We start from the raw sequence: 15,721 nt of genomic DNA, 5'->3' as shown, positions 1-15,721 counted from the left end.
AGCCCACAATGTCAGCGCAGGCACCGAGCGCAGCCGTTCTCGTTCGTCCGCACCATTTTCACCCGAACCCGCAGACCCAAGCCGATAATTCGTTTCAAAGTGCCGCCGTGCCGGGGACAGACGTGTCCCTGGCGGGGCGGGCCTACGACGAGGTGTCGCTTGTGGCCACGACGCTTCAGAACCATGGCGTCACCGTGCACCTCTTCGACGACGCTCACGACGCCTCGCCCGATAGCGTGTTTCCCAACAACTGGTTCTCCACCCACGCGGGTGGGCACGTGGCGCTGTACCCCATGTACGCACCGAACCGTCGGAGTGAACGACGGTCCGACATCATCGAAATGCTCAAAGAGCGCTACCGGGTGCAAGATGTGATCGACTATTCCGGGCTCGAGCAGGATGATATCTACCTGGAAGGCACCGGAGCAATGGTGCTTGACCACGTAAGCCGCGTTGCCTATGTGGCCCGATCGCATCGTGCAGACCCCATCGCGCTCGAGCGATTCTGCACAAACTTCGGCTACGAACCGCTGGTCTTCGACGCCGTCGATGAGGCGGGGGTTGCCTGTTATCACACCAACGTCATGATGTGCATCGGCACTGATTTCGCGCTGATCGGTCTGGATATGATCACCTCCCCACGGCGGCGTCAGGAGATTGAGGAGCGCCTTGCGGCACACGGACGCACGGTTATCGGTCTCAGCCACGCTCAGATTCGCGAGTTCGTGGGCAACGCCATCGAGCTCCGTGGTTCGGAGGGACGTGTACTCGCCCTGTCGAGTCGAGCCCTTCGCTCGTTGACCACAGGGCAGATCGCCACCATCGAACAGTCGGCTCAGATCGTGGCGCTCGATGTGCCCACCATCGAGCTCGCGGGCGGATCGGTGCGCTGCATGATTGCCGGCATTCATTTAGAGCCGCGCTCGGTCACTCCCGCGGTCTTTGGCGCTCCGGCAGCGCGCATCCTCAGCGTCTGACACCATACGCACTGCCTGCGGCCGGGCGGCATCCGTGGGGCGCTTAGGCTTATCCTGTGACAGAACTTAGGGCCCAGCCCGTACCCGGAGATCCTGTTTCGGCGACCCGATCGGTGCTGCCCGTGTGGCTGGCTGTTATCTTCTCGGTGCTCATTGGTTCGCTCTATGCGCTGCAGTCCCGAGTGAACGGGGAACTCGGGGTACAGATTGGTGACGGGTTCGCCGCCGCAGTGATCTCCTTCGGTTCCGGACTCGTGATTCTCTGTGTGGGTCTGCTGCTCTGGCCCACTGGGCGGCGTGGGCTCACGCGGGTGCGCGAGGCCGTACGGTCGGGGAGCCTCTCGTGGTGGCACCTGTGTGGCGGGGTATCGGGAGCGTTCTTCGTGCTCTCGCAGGGCCTCGCAGCATCGATGCTCGGGATCGCCCTGTTCACGGTGGCGGTCGTGGCCGGTCAGACCGTGAGCGGGCTGCTCATGGATCGTTTCGGCATTGGTCCCGGCGGGCGGCGCCCACTCACAGCCACCAAGATTGTTGGAGTTGTGGTGGCGCTGGTGGCCGTGCTCTGGACCGTCTCCGGCCAGCTGACCAGCGATGTGCCGCTGTGGTTACTGTGGCTGCCCCTGGTCGCGGGTGTTGGTCAGGGCTGGCAGCAGGCCGTGAATGGGCGAGTGCGTATCCTCGCCAACAGTGCTCTCACCGCCACGTTCCTGAATTTCGCGACCGGCACCATCGCCCTCGTGATTGCAGCCGTTGTGCACGGTCTCAGCGCCGGTTTTCCCACGTCACTGCCCACGGCGCCGTGGCTGTACCTGGGCGGCGTGATCGGCTGCATCTTCATTGCGGGTGCGGCCGTGGTGGTGAGAACCACGGGCGTACTGCTGCTCGGACTCTCCATTGTGGCGGGTCAGCTGCTCTGCGCGCTGGCGATTGATGTGATCGCGCCAACGTCGGGGCATCCGCTTACCCTGACCACCGTGGGTGGATCGGCGCTCGCGCTCGCCGCCGTAGTGATTGTGGGCTTTCGCTGGCGGCTCTTGGGGCGGCGACGCCGCGGCTGACCTAGATGGTACGTGCTGTTAGAGCACGCTCAGGTACGTGGTTGCGTCCACCACGGTGCGAGGAACCGGCCGGCAATCTGCGGGGATGGCACCCACGTAGAGCCAGCCGAGCAACTGCTCATGGTCAGCGAGGTGGTGCATCCGCCGCACGGCCGCGGATCGAGTCTGCGGGCCGCTGCGCCACATCACGCCCCACCCGGCCTCACTGAGCAGCAGGGTGAGCAGATGTGCCACGCCTGCGGCCGCCGCATCCTGCTCCCACTCGTCGACCTTGTCGCTCGGCTGGCGGCAGGCCACGATCGCAATGAGGAGTGCTGCCCGCAGGGGCTTGGCGGCCTGCTTGAGCGCCGCCTCACCCGTGAGCCCTGCCGCCTCCACGCACGCGTCGCCGAGACGGTTGCGAGCCTCGCCCCGAAGCTCGATCAGGCGCCACGGTCGGAGGGACGCATGGTCCGCAGCGCGGGCAGCCGCGGACACCAGAGGCAGCAGGTCGTCGTGGCTGGGTGCGCTCTGGGTGACCCGCGAGTGTGACCGCCGGTTATGCACGGCGTCGAGCACGGGGAGAGTGATGTCCCCGTGGGTCACCAGAGTGGGCTCGACGGCGGGCACGATTAGTCGGCGGGAGTGAAGTTGAGCGAGATGGAATTCATGCAGTATCGGTCACCGGTGGGAGTGCCGAAACCATCGTCAAACACGTGTCCCAGGTGCGACCCGCACGCAGCGCAGCGAACCTCGGTGCGAACGGTACCCAGCGAACGATCTTCCAGGAGCTCAACCGCCTCGGGGCGCACAGACTCGTAGAAGCTCGGCCAACCGCATCCGGAGTCGAACTTGGTACCGCTCTTGAAGAGCTCGGCGTTGCAGGCGCCACAGGTATAGACGCCTGACCGGCCCTCGTCGAGCAGCTCACCGGTCCAGGCGCGCTCGGTTCCGGCTTCGCGAAGCACGGCGTACTTCTCGGGGGTGAGTTCTTCGCGCCACTGGGCGTCGGACTTCGTGACCTTGGGGTCCATGGTGATTCCCTTCGTTGCCTGAGGCGCCTGCCGGCGTCCCGTGCCTAAAAACTAAGCTGTCTCAAGACTAAACTCAGCGACCTCTGCCAGCATTCCGCATTCAGGCAGGTTACGGCGAATTTTCAGCCGAATTACCAACCTGCCGCGCCACCTCGGGTAACAGCCAGAGGGGGTGAATAGGATGACACGTGTCGCACGCAACAGTGCTACACAGCTAGGCGCGGAGGTGACACGTGGAGGGTGCGCTCGATTCGACCCCCAACGCCGGTGGACTCACCGAACGCGACCATGCGATCCTCGCTCATGAGAAGCGCTGGTGGAGAAGCCCCGGAGCTAAAGAAGAAGCCATCCGCACGGAATTTGCCATCTCAGCTGCCCGGTACTATCAACTTTTGGCCGCATTGATCGATTCACCCCTGGCGCTTGCCTATGATCCACTCTTGGTGAAGCGACTACAGCGGATGCGAGAGGCTCGCGCTCGTGCGCGAGCGGGCCGCGGCCTCAACACCTACTATCAGTAATCAGCACCCCAACCAAGGACCGAACCAGACCCCAATGCCCACTCATCACGCACACGACCGCTTTGACCACGTTCCGCACGACCTTGCGCGAGTGGGCGCTCATCGGGCTCCGGGCCGGTCGGGGCGGGGTTGGGTGGCGTTCTGGTGGGCGCTGGCCGTCACCATCGTGCTGATTGGTGCTGGGGTTGTCGGAATTCTCTCGCTGAATAACCGCCTGGATATCGCTATTCCCGGCATCTCTCCGTCGGCGACACCCGCCGAGACAGCCGCTCCGTCTGCGGTGCCGACTCCGACGGCCACGGTGGCCCCCGACCTCTCGGTGACCGTGCTCAATGGTTCGTCGTCGAACGGGGTGGCGGCATCCGCTGGCCAGACACTCACGGATGCAGGGTGGACCGTGGGTGCCACGAGTAACGCCAGCTCTCAAGATCAGCCCACGACCATTGTGTATTACGCGGATGCAGCGCTCGAAGGAGCGGCTCTGGGACTCGCGCAATCGCTCCCCGGCGCGGAGATTCTACTTGCCACGGATTTCGTCGATTCAGGTGCCGACTTGACCGTGGTTATTGGTAATGATTACGTCGTTCCGTAGGGTGCAGAACGATCGTTCTACTAGCGGCCGTATTTCGTCGCGTCAACCCCCTTTTCTTCCAGCGCTGCTTCGCTAAAGTCTGAGTTGGTCAAACGTTTTGCTTGAATACACGGCGTGGGAACGTGCATGTGTGCGGGCAAAATGATCGCAGGTTCTGCGGCAGGCCCGGTACGGCCAATGGGCAGTTGCCGACGCAATTACAGCACCAAGGAGTAACACATGGCGAACGGAACCGTGAAGTGGTTCAACGCTGAAAAGGGCTTCGGCTTCATCACTGTCGACGGTGGAGGACAAGACGTTTTCGTCCACTACTCTGCCATCGACATGAGCGGATACAAGGTACTCGAAGAGGGCCAGCAGGTTATCTTCGAGGTCGGCGCCGGGGCAAAAGGGCCTCAAGCCGAGTCGGTTCGTCCGGCCTGAAGATCCAATTTTAAGGCACACCCCCTTCTAACGCCGCCCGCTGCAACGGGCGGCGTTAGTGTGTCGAGGTGAACACAACAAAAACTTGGGTTGCCCATCCGCGTCGATTCGTGCACATTGTTGCGGTGATTGTTCCGGCACTGCTCCTGACTGCCTGCACGGGCGCAGCCCCAGTGGCCACTTCCAGCCCCACGGCGGGGGGCTGGGAGTCAACGTATGCAGAGCCAGCCCCGGTTGTGCTTGCTCCCCTGCGAGGAACAGAGGTGGCGGCTGGAGCGCTGACGAACCCGTCCTTGGCCGCCAAGATCGATAACCACGAAGCGGCGCGACCCCAGATCGGTCTCGACCGAACCGACATCGTGTTTGAAGAACTGGTTGAGGGTGGCCTCACCCGGTACGTGGCCGTGTGGCACTCTGACGTTCCAGAAGAGATTGGCCCGGTGCGATCCATCCGTCCAATGGACCCCGACATCATGTCGCCGTTCGGGGGGATTGCCGCCTATTCGGGTGGAGCGCAGAGCTTTCTCGATCTGATCCGGGCCGCACCTGTTTTTAACGTGAGCTTCGACGAGGACACGACAGGCCTTTTTTCGCGCATCAGCAGCAAGTCTGCACCGCACAACGTTGTGCTGAAGGCGAGTGAACTCGTCAGTCGTCACATGGATCTGCCGGCACCCGCCCAACAATTTGCTTATGCGCCATCCATGGCGGCGTCATCGGCAATGGTGGACGGCACCCCTATCAGCGCCATCAACACGCGCTTTTCCACTGTGCGGTGGCCGAGCTGGAGTTGGGACGCGACCGCTCAGTCGTACCTTCGGTCCCAAGAGGGCGGTGCCGACCTCGACAGCAACGGTGCACAGCTGAAATCCACCAACGTGGTCACAATGCGCGTGGCGATTGACACGAAGTACGGCGCTGTGCCCAAAACCACCATGATCGGCTCAGGGGAGGCCTCCGTGTCAACGGGGGGCCAGACGATCAGTGCCACGTGGGTGAAAGACTCGCAGACCGATCCGATTCGCCTCGTGGACGCCAACGGTGCCACCATTCGCCTAGCGCCGGGAAACACCTGGATCGAGCTTGTGCCCACTGGCCAAGGGTCCGTCGAGCTTGTGCCGTGAGCTGAGCCCACGTCACCGGGTGTTCGCTTGCACTCTCGACCCTAGAGTGCCAGAATCGACTTAGCACTCTGCGGTTTTGAGTGCTAACCCATCATCGTTTTTGGAACGTCCGGGAGGGACGAGTTACACATATGGCAAAAATCATTGCATTCAATGAAGAGGCCCGTCGTGGGCTTGAGCGCGGCCTGAACATTCTCGCCGACACCGTCAAGGTCACCCTCGGCCCGCGCGGCCGTAACGTTGTTCTGGAGAAGAAGTGGGGCGCACCCACGATCACCAACGACGGTGTCTCCATCGCCAAGGAGATCGAGCTCGACGACCCGTACGAGAAGATCGGTGCGGAGCTCGTCAAAGAGGTCGCCAAGAAGACTGACGACGTAGCCGGCGACGGTACCACCACGGCAACCGTGCTCGCTCAGGCACTCGTCCGCGAAGGCCTGCGTAACGTCGCAGCCGGCGCCGACCCGATCAGCCTCAAGCGCGGTATCGAGAAGGCTACCGCCGCCGTTATCGCCGAGCTCATCGCCAACGCAAAAGAGGTCGAGACCAAGGAAGAGATCGCGGCAACCGCTTCCATCTCTGCTGGCGACGCCGAGATCGGCGCCATCATCGCCGAGGCGATCGACAAGGTCGGTAAGGAAGGTGTTGTCACCGTTGAGGAGTCGAACACGTTCGGCACCGAGCTCGAGCTCACCGAGGGCATGCGTTTTGACAAGGGCTTCCTGTCCGCGTACTTCGTGACCGATCCCGACCGTCAGGAAGCGGTCTTCGAAGACCCCTACATCCTGATCGTCAACTCCAAGGTCTCGAACATCAAGGACCTGCTCCCCATCGTGGACAAGGTCATCCAGACCGGCAAGCAGCTCCTCATCATTGCCGAGGACGTCGACGGCGAGGCTCTGGCCACGCTCGTTGTGAACAAGATCCGTGGCATCTTCAAGTCGGTCGCCGTCAAGGCCCCCGGCTTCGGAGACCGTCGCAAGGCCCAGCTTCAGGACATCGCCATCCTCACCGGTGGACAGGTCATCTCTGAAGAGGTCGGCCTCAAGCTCGAGAACGTTACGCTCGACCTGCTTGGTAACGCCCGTAAGGTCGTCATCACCAAGGACGAGACCACGATCGTTGAGGGTGCCGGAGACGTCGAGGCAATTGCCGGACGCGTTCAGCAGATCCGCAACGAGATCGAGAACACCGACAGCGACTACGACCGCGAGAAGCTCCAGGAGCGCCTGGCGAAGCTTGCTGGTGGAGTTGCTGTCATCAAGGCCGGCGCCGCAACGGAGGTTGAGCTCAAGGAGCGCAAGCACCGCATCGAGGACGCCGTTCGTAACGCGAAGGCAGCCGTCGAAGAGGGCATCGTCGCCGGTGGTGGCGTTGCGCTCATCCAGGCCGGCAAGACCGCCTTCGAGAGCAAGGCCGTTCTTGACCTCCTCGGCGACGAGGCAACGGGTGCGAACATCGTGCGCGTCGCCATCGACGCACCGCTCAAGCAGATTGCCCTCAACGCCGGCATGGAGCCTGGCGTTGTCGCCGACAAGGTACGCAACCTGCCTGTTGGATGGGGCCTCAACGCCGCCACCGGCGAATACGTTGACATGCTTGCTGCCGGAATCAATGACCCGGTGAAGGTCACCCGCTCCGCGCTGCTCAACGCAGCGTCGATCGCGGGCCTGTTCCTCACCACCGAGGCCGTTGTCGCCGACAAGCCCGAGAAGAACTCGGCTCCGGCCGGCGACCCCTCAGGTGGCATGGACTTCTAAGTCCGCCGCAACAGCACTCTAAATGGGCGCCTCCCTTCCGGAGGCGCCCATTTTTTTGTGCCTGCCCGCATGCCCCGTGCAGCCCTGCCCGCCGAGCGTTTAGTGAGCTGGAGCGCCTGAAGTGATCGCGCGGTAGCGAGCCGAGGGGCGACCGGCGGTCGTGTAGTCAAGGGATCGAACTGCTCGCTGAGTGAGCACGAGATGTTCGAGGTAGCGCCGGGTGCTCACCCGCGAGATCCCGGCAATCCCACCCAGATCACTCGCCGTGGAGTCGGGAGCGGTGTTCAGCGCGGCTGCCACAGCGTCGAGGGTCTCCAGGCTCAGCCCCTTCGGCAACGACGCTGTACGACGGATGCTGCCGGTCATGATCGAATCAATCGAGCTTTGTTCAAGCCCCGCGCCCGGAGCCGTGACAGCCAGAAGGCTGCGGTCGGTGACGATCTCGTCGAGTCGCACACGCAGGTCGGCGGCGCTGAACGGCTTCACGAGGTAATGCCTTACCCCGGCGACCCGCGCTCGGCGCACGCTGTCGGCATCCCGAGCCGCGGTGACGGCAATGAACTCGGGCTGCTGGTGGGACCGTGAGCGGATGTCGCGGAGCACGTCCAGCCCGGAGAGCCCCGGCAGGTAAAAGTCGAGAAGGACGAGATCTGGGGTGTGATCGAGAATCGCCCGCACGGCGCCCGGCCCGCTGTGGGCTGTCGCGACGACCTGAAAGGCCGGGTGCGACTCGACGAACTTGACGTGCAAATCCACGACCGCAGTATCGTCGTCCACGATCACGGTGCGGAGGCGCCGGGCGCCACCCCCGGATTGCACCACACCTGTGGGCGGAGGCTCGGTCATCACCGTGATCCCTTCGCACAGGAGTCGATGCTAGCCAGGGGCAGGCGCACGGTAAAGACGGCCCCGCCGAGACTGCCACGGCCGGCCGAGACTTCACCATTATGACGATGGGCTACGCGGCGAACCAGGGCCAAGCCGATGCCCCGACGGTGAAGTCGTTGACTCGCGTCGTCTGGTCCCGGTGCCGTTTTCGAGCTGACCCCCTCGATAAAGAGTGTTGGCAACAGGTGGGGTGCAATGCCGGGGCCGTTATCCTCCACCGCCACCACCAGCTCCTCGTTGTTTGTGGCCAGAGTGAGCACGATGCGATCGCCGGCAGAACAAGCTTCCAGGGCGTTATCCACGAGGTTGCCGATGACCGTGACGAGGTCCCCCGAGAAGGAGGCGGCATCCACCGTACTGAAATTGCTCAGTTCAGCCGTTTCCAACCGAATACCCAGTTCGCGGGCTTGACTGGATTTGACCATCAGGAGTGCGCCGAGTTCTGGGTTGTTCATGACGGTGTCGGTGCCACGCAGGCCGAGCGGTCCGCCTCGGCCGACCCGCTCGATGAATGAGCGTGCCTCCACGACACTGCCCAACTCCAGCAGGCCCGAGACCACGTGCAGGGTGTTGGCAAACTCGTGCGCCTGCGCGCGGAGGCCATCGGTGAGCGACTGGGCGCCATCCATTTGACGCAGCAGCGAGTGCAACTCCGTGTGGTCGCGAATGAGAAGCGCAGCGCCCACGGTGTGGCCGTCAAGTTCGAGGCTGGCACTGCGCGCCACCAGAATCCGCTCACCCGCCAGCACCAGCTGCCCCTCGGGCTCGCCGCGCTCGAGAACGGCGAGGAGGGAGGGGCTCAACGCTTCTCGTGCGGGCAACCCGGCGAGCAGGACGCCGTCGAGGCCGAGGAGGGACACCGCCGCATCGTTGGCCAGGGTGATCTTGCCCGCCGCATCGACGTTGATGATGCCCTCGCTCAGCCCATGCAGCATGGTGTCGCGCGATTCAACAAGCGAGGCGATGTCGCGCGGCTCCAGTCGATAAATGCGGCGGCGGATGATCGACGTGACCCAGGCCGAACCGAACAGTCCCAGTATTACCGAGCCGCCGAGGGCCATGAGCAGCCAATTAAGCTCGCCCACAAACTCGTCGTGCAGGGCCGATTCGAGGATACCCACCGAAACTGTGCCCATGACGGCACCGTCAGCGCTGAAAACGGGTACCTTCACCCGCCAGGACTCACCGAGTGTGCCGGTCTGGGTGCCCACCCACATCTCACCCGACAATGGAACGGAGGGGTCCGTGGAGACGAGAGCCCCCACCAAACGTGCGTTGGGATGGGAATAGCGGATGCCGTTCACATCCGTCACCACCACGTAGGTCACATTCGACGCCACCCGGATGACCTCGGCAATCGGCTGGATCTCCTCGGCGGGATTCGTCAGCTCAAAGGCCGCGAGTATGGTCGGCAGCCGAGCCACGGACTGGGCTACACCCACCATGCGATCAAGGTAGGAATCGCGCAGGTGACGTTCCTGCAGTGCGCCCGCCACTAGTCCGGTCCCCACGACGATGGCGCAGATGATCAACGCTTGCAGCAGTAACAGCTGAAGACGCAGCGACATTGACTGGATCACCTCACCATTGTGCCCGATTGCGCTGCAGGCAAGCGACAGGTGAAGCCCGCTGCTGCGGCCAATACTTACTAAAGCCTGCCCGGGTGCGGCGCCGACCCTAACGTGAAGACACAGCATGTTCGTCTGCAACGCGGCAGACGCTCAAAGAGGAGTAGATATGCGTTCCCCCCTTGGTTTCATCGTTCTCGCCGCCACAGTGGCCCTGACCCTCAGTTCGTGCAGTGCCACCACTGAAACGGATGCCGTCCCCGATGCGGGTACCGCCGCTGCTGTTTCCGAAGTGCAGATTGTCGTTCCCGCCGAGCCGGGGGGTGGCTGGGACCAGACCGGTCGCGCCGTTTCTCAGATTCTGACCGCAGATGGCATCGTGAACACCGCACCGGTCGTCAATATTGGCGGAGCCGGTGGGACCGTCGGCCTCGCCTCTCTGGCGAACGAAACCAACCCAAACACCCTGCTGGTTACCGGACTGGTCATGGTTGGTGCGGTTGAAACCAATGCAGCAGCGAACCGCATGGAGGACACCACCCCCATCGCCCGGTTGACCGAGGAAGCCCTCGTCGTTGTTGTTCCGGCCGAAAGCAAATACGTCACGCTCGAGGACCTCGTGGCGGACATCGTCGAAAACGGCCAAGACGTTACCCTGACCGGTGGTTCAGCGGGCGGTGCCGACCATATTCTGGCCGGCTTACTGCTTGAAGAAGCTGGTGTTGACGGGGCTGAAATTCCGATGCTGCTCAACTACATCCCGAACTCGGGTGGTGGCGAAGCGGTGTCGCTTATTCTCGGCAACAACGTCTCGGCTGGGATCTCGGGAGTGGGTGAGTTTGTCGAACACATTGAGGCTGGCACGATGCGCGCCCTCGCCGTTTCGTCCGATGTGCCTGTCAAGTTGCTCCCGGACACCCCCACCATTACCGACGCCGGCTATGACATCGTGCTGACCAACTGGCGCGGGCTCCTTGCCCCGGGCGACATCAGCGACGCTGAACGCGCCGCCCTTGTGGAGGTGGCCACCGCGCTGCACGCATCGGAAGCCTGGATCAGCGAATTGGACACCAGGGGCTGGACTGATGCCTTCCTGCCCGGTGACGAGTTCAGCGATTACCTCGGGCAGAACATAACCGAGGTAACCGGAACCCTGCGCAACATCGGGCTGGTTGACTGACCTTGCCTGACACCGATGGATCCGAGCGATCCGGGCGCGTGCTGCCCGGGTCGCTCGGGGTGACTGAGGCGGCCGGCGTCGACGCCGGTGTTGCCGCATCCGCTGTTGAAGCGAACCCGGCCGACCGAGTCCGTGCGCTTCGAACGCAACGCATGGCCGAATTCGTGTTCGCCGGGTTCGCCCTGGCGATCGGAATCTTTGTGCTGATCGGTGCGAACTCTATTCGCGCCACCGGTGCGGGCGTGCAGGTTGGACCGAAGGTATTTCCCTACCTGGTCAGCGGAATCCTGATCGTTTCGGCGTTCATGGTACTCATCGATATCTGGCGAGGCCGCCTCGGGCCCCAGGAAGAAGCCGAAGATGCCGATTCCACCGCAAAAACAGATTGGCTGACCCTTGCCAAGCTCACCGCCTTCGTGGTTGCCCACCTCGCCCTGATCAACGTTATCGGCTGGCCTCTGGCTGCCGCCCTGTTGTTCGGCGGCGTTGCGTGGACGCTCGGGGCGAAGAAATGGTGGATGGGTGTGCTCATCGGCCTGGGCCTGGGTCTCACCGTGCAGGTCGTCTTCGGCGGCCTCCTCGGGCTGTCGCTTCCACTCGGGCCCCTGCTGGGCTGGCTCGAACCACTCTTCTTAGTGCTCAAGGGCTGACATGGACAACATTCAACTGCTACTGGAGGGCTTCTCCACGGCGCTGAGGTGGGAATACCTCATTTATGCTTTTCTCGGCGTTCTCGTCGGTACCGCTGTGGGTGTGCTGCCGGGCATTGGCCCGGCTATGACGGTGGCACTTCTGCTACCACTGACCTATACCCTCGACCCGACCGCAGCCCTGATCACCTTCGCCGGCATCTACTACGGCGGTATGTACGGCGGTTCGACCACCAGCATTCTGCTCAACACCCCCGGTGAGTCGGCCTCGATCGTCACGGCGATCGAGGGCAACAAGATGGCTAAACTGGGCCGCGGAGCTGCCGCGTTGGCCACGGCTGCAATCGGCTCGTTCATCGCTGGCACGGTCGCCACCATTGGTCTCACACTGCTCGCGCCGACAATCGCCGCCCTCGCCGTGAATCTCGCCCCGGCCGACTATGTCGCCCTCATGGTGATCGCGTTCATCACCGTCGGCGCACTGTTGGGTTCCTCGGTGTGGCGCGGTCTCACCTCGCTGGGGATTGGATTGTTTTTGGGTCTGATTGGCACCGAGGTGTTGTCGGGCCAGCAGCGCTACACGTTTGGCCTGCTGCCCCTGGCTGACGGTATCGATGTGGTGCTTGTCGCGGTTGGGTTGTTCGCGGTCGGCGAGACCTTCTACGTTGCCTCCAAGCTGCGTCATGGCAAGGTGCAACTGATTCCGATTACCAAGGGCTGGCGGCACTGGATGACTAGGGAGGATTGGCGTCGTTCGTGGAAGCCGTGGCTGCGCGGAACGGCGATCGGTTTCCCCATCGGAACGATTCCCGCCGGCGGAGCGGATGTGGCAACCTTTCTCTCCTACGCGGCTGAGAAGAAGCTCAGCAAGCATAAAAATGAGTTCGGTCGCGGAGCGATCGAAGGCGTTGCGGGCCCCGAGTCTGCCAACAACGCGGCGGCGGCCGGTGTGCTCGTGCCGTTGCTGACTCTGGGACTGCCGACCACGGCAACGGCCGCGATCATTCTCTCCGCGTTTCAGTCCTACGGCATTCAGCCGGGACCACAGCTGTTTACCAATCAGCCGGGGCTCGTGTGGGCGCTGATTGCGAGCCTGTATATCGGCAACGTGATGCTGCTCGTGCTGAACCTGCCGTTGGTGGGTATTTGGGTGAAGCTCCTGCAGATTCCCCGACCGTACCTCTACGCCGGTATTCTCACCTTTGCCGCGCTCGGCGCTTTTGCGGTGAATTTCTCGACCATTGACATCATCATTTTGCTGGTCATCGGCGTGCTCGGCTATTTCCTGCGTCGGTTTGGTTACCCCATTGCGCCGCTCGTGATCGGCATGATTCTCGGGCCGATGGCCGAAGCCCAGTTGCGTCGTGCCCTCCAGCTGAGTCAGGGCGACCTGACCGCGCTGGTTACGCGGCCATTCGCGCTCGTGTGTTACATCGCGCTCGCCGTGATCATTGTGGCCGGGCTGTGGCTGCGCCGCCGCCAGAGCAGCTTCGAGCGTGCGATGGAGTCGGCGCTGCAGGTGGAGACCTCGGTCGCTGCTGCGGTAGATCACATGTGGAAACCCGGTGATCGCCCCACCGACGTTCTCACCCGTGACATCAAGCTGCCCGATCGCCCGGCAGATGCCGCCGCGCGCTCTCGTCGTAACCAGAAACCCCGGTAGCGGCCCGACCAGGTGCCGAGACGCCCCGTTTGTGTCGAGAGCCCGGATCAAAAAGGGGCATCTACGTGCAGACGGGGCACCTCGGTGCCAGTCGCGGCGTTAGCGGGTGAAGAGCGCCATGTTGGCCTGCTCAATCTCACCGTATTGCTGACCCGCCATACCGAGGGCCGCCGTGATGTCGGCCAGGGACTGTTCGACCTGCAGTTGTACGGCCTTCCAATGGGCGACGGCAACTTGAAATGCCGATGATGCGGAGCCGGACCACACGGCCTCCACACCCACGAGCTGGCCGTGGAGGCCCACGACATCCGCTTCAATGCGCGAGATCGTGCCGCGGGTCGCGCTCGCGAGGGTGATGAGCGCGTCGCTGTCTACCTGGTAGCTGGTCATGAGAGGCCCTTCCGTCGAGGTGTTTGCCTCGAGAGTACGAGCACACGCCGCCCGGTGCCAAAGCGCCTGCCCTTCTGTGAAGAGTCGATGGCCGCACCAGATGGGGGAGGGCGCGGCGTCAGGCCGACCCGCCACCGTCACCGCGCCCGTATTCGGTGGGCGCTACGCCGGTTACCGTAGCGGCCAGCGATTTCTGTGGCGGCGGTGGTGTTGGCAGCGGCAGTCGGGCCTAGGGGATGACCGTCTCGGCGCGTTGCGGGGCGCTGGGGCTCCCGGCGAGGGGGAGGGACACGCGGAACGTGGCGCCACCGCCCGGAGTCTCGACGACGTCGACCGTGCCGTTGTGCGAGGCCACGATGGCCGCCACGATAGCGAGGCCGAGGCCGCTTCCGCCGGTTTCCCGCGCGCGTGAGGAGTCCGCACGCCAAAAACGCTGGAAAATCTTCTCGCGGATCTGCGGGGGGATCCCCTCACCGTGGTCGATGACCGCAATGGACGCCCGCTGCTGCGAGGGATCGACGCACACCTCCAGCTCGATCGGGCTGTCGGCAGCGGTGAAGCGCAGTGCGTTGCCCATCAGGTTGGTGATCACCTGACGGATCTTGTTCTCCTCGGCCATGACGGTGGCCGGAAGATTCGTCGGTACCGTCTGAATGGGTTCCTCGGGGGCTGGGACCGCGGCATCAGATCGGCGCGGTATACGTGTGCGTAGTCGGGCCAACGTGGAGGCGAAGGAGAGCGTTCCCGTCGGAGTGTGGCCGTCAGTCTCTGTCTCGGACGCGTCGCTATCTGTGCCGTCAGCGGATGCCGGAGGCGCGAACACGATCGGCGCCGGTGTCAGAACGGTCACCTGTCGTGCCGGTGAGGAGGCCATGGTGTCCAGAGCCGCATCGCGCGCGAGGGGGACAAGGTCTACTTCGGTGAGGGCGAGCGGCTTGGTCTCGTCGAGCCGCGCGAGTTCGAGGAGGTCTTCGACCAGTCCGCCCATGCGGATGGCTTCCTTTTCGATCCGCTGCATGGCCTGGGCCACGTCGTCGGGTGTTTGGAGCGCACCCATGCGGTAGAGCTCGGCGTATCCGCGCACGGACACGAGGGGAGTGCGCAGTTCATGGCTGGCGTCGCCAACGAAGCGGCGCATCTGGTCGATCGTGCGGGCGCGGTCTTTGAACGCCCGGTCGATGCGGTTCAACATGGTGTTGAGGGAGCGATTGAGACGGCCCACCTCGGTGTTGGGCGTGGCTCCGCCAAGCCGCTGGCTGAAGTCACCCTCGGCGATTTCGGCGGCCGTGCGTTCCACTTGCCGCAGCGGCGCGAAGGTGGTTGTCACGAGCAATCGGGTGAGCATGGCCCCAATCAGCACCACGCCGGCACCGAAGCCGAGAAAGATGGTGAGGTAGGTGGCCATCGTGTTCTCGGTGGGTCGCAGGGACACCGCCATGAGCAGCGTGCCGTAGGTTCCGCTGGGGGAGATCACCACGGGCACGGCTACGGCAAGAAAGGCCGTGTCGTGAGCCGCGTCGTACAGGGTCTGCGTGCGCCCATCGAGCTGGGCGGCTTGGGCCAAGTCCAGAGGCATGCCCACGATCGGCAGTTCGGCGTGGTCGTGATCGCGCCAAGTGCGGGTGATCAAACCACCATCGGCGTCATACAGGGCGGCGTAGTAGTTGGACGGCACACCCTCGGCGCCGCCCGTAGAGAGCGCCGCCGAGGTTGATGCGCTGAGCGTGGTCTGAATTTCGGCACGTAACTGCGTGTCCACCTGAGCGACCACATACTGCTTGAGCATGGCCATGGTTCCGATGCCCGATACGAGCAGACCCAGCGTGAGCATAAGAACGGTCACGCCAGTGATCTTGGAACGCAGAGAAATGCTGCTCCACCATTGAGTCAGGGACTGATGCATGAGAGCTCCAG

The 15,721-nt window shown here is 63.5% G+C and carries 16 protein-coding genes; 10 read left to right on the top strand and 6 right to left on the bottom strand.

Going from position 1 to position 15,721, the window contains the following annotated elements; all coding sequences use genetic code 11:
- Nucleotides 1–8: 8 nt before the first annotated feature.
- On the top strand, nucleotides 9–977 hold the full coding sequence (locus H4V99_RS12905; RefSeq protein WP_280678913.1) for an arginine deiminase-related protein: 969 nt from the start codon (nucleotides 9–11) through the stop codon (nucleotides 975–977).
- 56 nt (nucleotides 978–1,033) lie between these two features.
- A complete protein-coding gene (locus H4V99_RS12900) occupies nucleotides 1,034–2,035 on the top strand; it encodes a DMT family transporter (RefSeq protein WP_280678911.1) in 1,002 nt (333 codons plus the stop codon).
- Between the two features lie 18 nt (nucleotides 2,036–2,053).
- On the opposite strand, the gene H4V99_RS12895 is transcribed toward H4V99_RS12900, so the two are convergent.
- The gene (locus H4V99_RS12895; RefSeq protein ID WP_280678909.1) at nucleotides 2,054–2,644 is read right to left on the bottom strand and encodes a nitroreductase family protein; all 591 of its coding nucleotides are present in this window, start codon (nucleotides 2,642–2,644) and stop codon (nucleotides 2,054–2,056) included.
- Between the two features lie 2 nt (nucleotides 2,645–2,646).
- Nucleotides 2,647–3,048: a peptide-methionine (R)-S-oxide reductase MsrB gene (gene msrB / locus H4V99_RS12890; protein ID WP_280678907.1), complete on the bottom strand. Its 402-nt coding sequence runs from the start codon at nucleotides 3,046–3,048 to the stop codon at nucleotides 2,647–2,649.
- Nucleotides 3,049–3,281: 233 nt separating this feature from the next.
- On the opposite strand from msrB, the gene H4V99_RS12885 reads away from it, so the two are divergent.
- From H4V99_RS12885 to groL, 5 genes are all read left to right on the top strand, one after another.
- Nucleotides 3,282–3,569 carry a DUF3263 domain-containing protein gene (locus H4V99_RS12885; RefSeq protein WP_280678905.1) on the top strand — a complete coding sequence of 96 codons (288 nt, stop codon included), beginning with the start codon at nucleotides 3,282–3,284 and terminating at the stop codon, nucleotides 3,567–3,569.
- Nucleotides 3,570–3,603: 34 nt separating this feature from the next.
- Nucleotides 3,604–4,161, top strand: a complete 558-nt coding sequence (locus H4V99_RS12880; protein WP_280678903.1) for a LytR C-terminal domain-containing protein — start codon at nucleotides 3,604–3,606, stop codon at nucleotides 4,159–4,161.
- Between the two features lie 219 nt (nucleotides 4,162–4,380).
- Entirely contained in the window at nucleotides 4,381–4,584 is a 204-nt protein-coding gene (locus H4V99_RS12875; protein WP_092112465.1) for a cold-shock protein, read from the top strand.
- A gap of 68 nt (nucleotides 4,585–4,652) precedes the next feature.
- A complete protein-coding gene (locus H4V99_RS12870; RefSeq protein WP_280678901.1) occupies nucleotides 4,653–5,708 on the top strand; it encodes a DUF3048 domain-containing protein in 1,056 nt (351 codons plus the stop codon).
- Nucleotides 5,709–5,839: 131 nt separating this feature from the next.
- The gene (groL, locus tag H4V99_RS12865; protein ID WP_280678899.1) at nucleotides 5,840–7,468 is read left to right on the top strand and encodes a chaperonin GroEL; all 1,629 of its coding nucleotides are present in this window, start codon (nucleotides 5,840–5,842) and stop codon (nucleotides 7,466–7,468) included.
- Between the two features lie 99 nt (nucleotides 7,469–7,567).
- Here the strand turns inward: groL and H4V99_RS12860 are convergent, their stop codons facing one another.
- Nucleotides 7,568–8,314, bottom strand: coding sequence for a response regulator (locus H4V99_RS12860; protein WP_280678897.1), 747 nt, complete (start codon nucleotides 8,312–8,314; stop codon nucleotides 7,568–7,570).
- Nucleotides 8,314–9,936 (bottom strand): sensor histidine kinase, encoded by a 1,623-nt coding sequence (locus H4V99_RS12855; RefSeq protein WP_280678895.1) that lies wholly within the window; start codon nucleotides 9,934–9,936, stop codon nucleotides 8,314–8,316. Before H4V99_RS12855 ends, H4V99_RS12860 begins: the two co-directional genes overlap by 1 nt.
- Nucleotides 9,937–10,093: 157 nt before the next feature.
- Here H4V99_RS12855 and H4V99_RS12850 point away from each other — a divergent pair, with 157 nt between their 5' ends.
- The 3 genes from H4V99_RS12850 to H4V99_RS12840 are packed head-to-tail and all read left to right on the top strand — an operon-like array spanning nucleotide 10,094 to nucleotide 13,417.
- Nucleotides 10,094–11,104 (top strand): tripartite tricarboxylate transporter substrate-binding protein, encoded by a 1,011-nt coding sequence (locus H4V99_RS12850; RefSeq protein WP_280678893.1) that lies wholly within the window; start codon nucleotides 10,094–10,096, stop codon nucleotides 11,102–11,104.
- Between the two features lie 2 nt (nucleotides 11,105–11,106).
- Nucleotides 11,107–11,754 (top strand): tripartite tricarboxylate transporter TctB family protein, encoded by a 648-nt coding sequence (locus H4V99_RS12845; RefSeq protein WP_280678891.1) that lies wholly within the window; start codon nucleotides 11,107–11,109, stop codon nucleotides 11,752–11,754.
- Between the two features lies 1 nt (nucleotide 11,755).
- Nucleotides 11,756–13,417, top strand: a complete 1,662-nt coding sequence (locus H4V99_RS12840) for a tripartite tricarboxylate transporter permease (RefSeq protein ID WP_280678889.1) — start codon at nucleotides 11,756–11,758, stop codon at nucleotides 13,415–13,417.
- Nucleotides 13,418–13,516: 99 nt separating this feature from the next.
- On the opposite strand, the gene H4V99_RS12835 is transcribed toward H4V99_RS12840, so the two are convergent.
- Both H4V99_RS12835 and H4V99_RS12830 read right to left on the bottom strand, forming a co-directional pair.
- On the bottom strand, nucleotides 13,517–13,807 hold the full coding sequence (locus H4V99_RS12835; protein WP_280678887.1) for a WXG100 family type VII secretion target: 291 nt from the start codon (nucleotides 13,805–13,807) through the stop codon (nucleotides 13,517–13,519).
- Nucleotides 13,808–14,036: 229 nt separating this feature from the next.
- Nucleotides 14,037–15,710 carry a HAMP domain-containing sensor histidine kinase gene (locus H4V99_RS12830; RefSeq protein ID WP_280678885.1) on the bottom strand — a complete coding sequence of 558 codons (1,674 nt, stop codon included), beginning with the start codon at nucleotides 15,708–15,710 and terminating at the stop codon, nucleotides 14,037–14,039.
- Between the last annotated feature and the right edge of the window lie 11 nt (nucleotides 15,711–15,721).

Origin of the sequence: Cryobacterium sp. CG_9.6, from assembly GCF_029893365.1 — a bacterium.
Taxonomy (GTDB): domain Bacteria; phylum Actinomycetota; class Actinomycetes; order Actinomycetales; family Microbacteriaceae; genus Cryobacterium.
This window is presented reverse-complemented; position numbering and strand designations above follow the sequence as displayed.

Coding starts and splice junctions, on each gene's coding strand:
- H4V99_RS12850 (WP_280678893.1), top strand. CDS start 10,094: ATGCGTTCCCCCCTTGGTTTCATCGTTCTCGCCGCCACAGTGGCCCTG.
- H4V99_RS12830 (WP_280678885.1), bottom strand. CDS start 15,710: ATGCATCAGTCCCTGACTCAATGGTGGAGCAGCATTTCTCTGCGTTCC.
- H4V99_RS12875 (WP_092112465.1), top strand. CDS start 4,381: ATGGCGAACGGAACCGTGAAGTGGTTCAACGCTGAAAAGGGCTTCGGC.
- H4V99_RS12860 (WP_280678897.1), bottom strand. CDS start 8,314: ATGACCGAGCCTCCGCCCACAGGTGTGGTGCAATCCGGGGGTGGCGCC.
- H4V99_RS12880 (WP_280678903.1), top strand. CDS start 3,604: ATGCCCACTCATCACGCACACGACCGCTTTGACCACGTTCCGCACGAC.
- H4V99_RS12905 (WP_280678913.1), top strand. CDS start 9: ATGTCAGCGCAGGCACCGAGCGCAGCCGTTCTCGTTCGTCCGCACCAT.
- msrB (WP_280678907.1), bottom strand. CDS start 3,048: ATGGACCCCAAGGTCACGAAGTCCGACGCCCAGTGGCGCGAAGAACTC.
- H4V99_RS12840 (WP_280678889.1), top strand. CDS start 11,756: ATGGACAACATTCAACTGCTACTGGAGGGCTTCTCCACGGCGCTGAGG.
- groL (WP_280678899.1), top strand. CDS start 5,840: ATGGCAAAAATCATTGCATTCAATGAAGAGGCCCGTCGTGGGCTTGAG.
- H4V99_RS12835 (WP_280678887.1), bottom strand. CDS start 13,807: ATGACCAGCTACCAGGTAGACAGCGACGCGCTCATCACCCTCGCGAGC.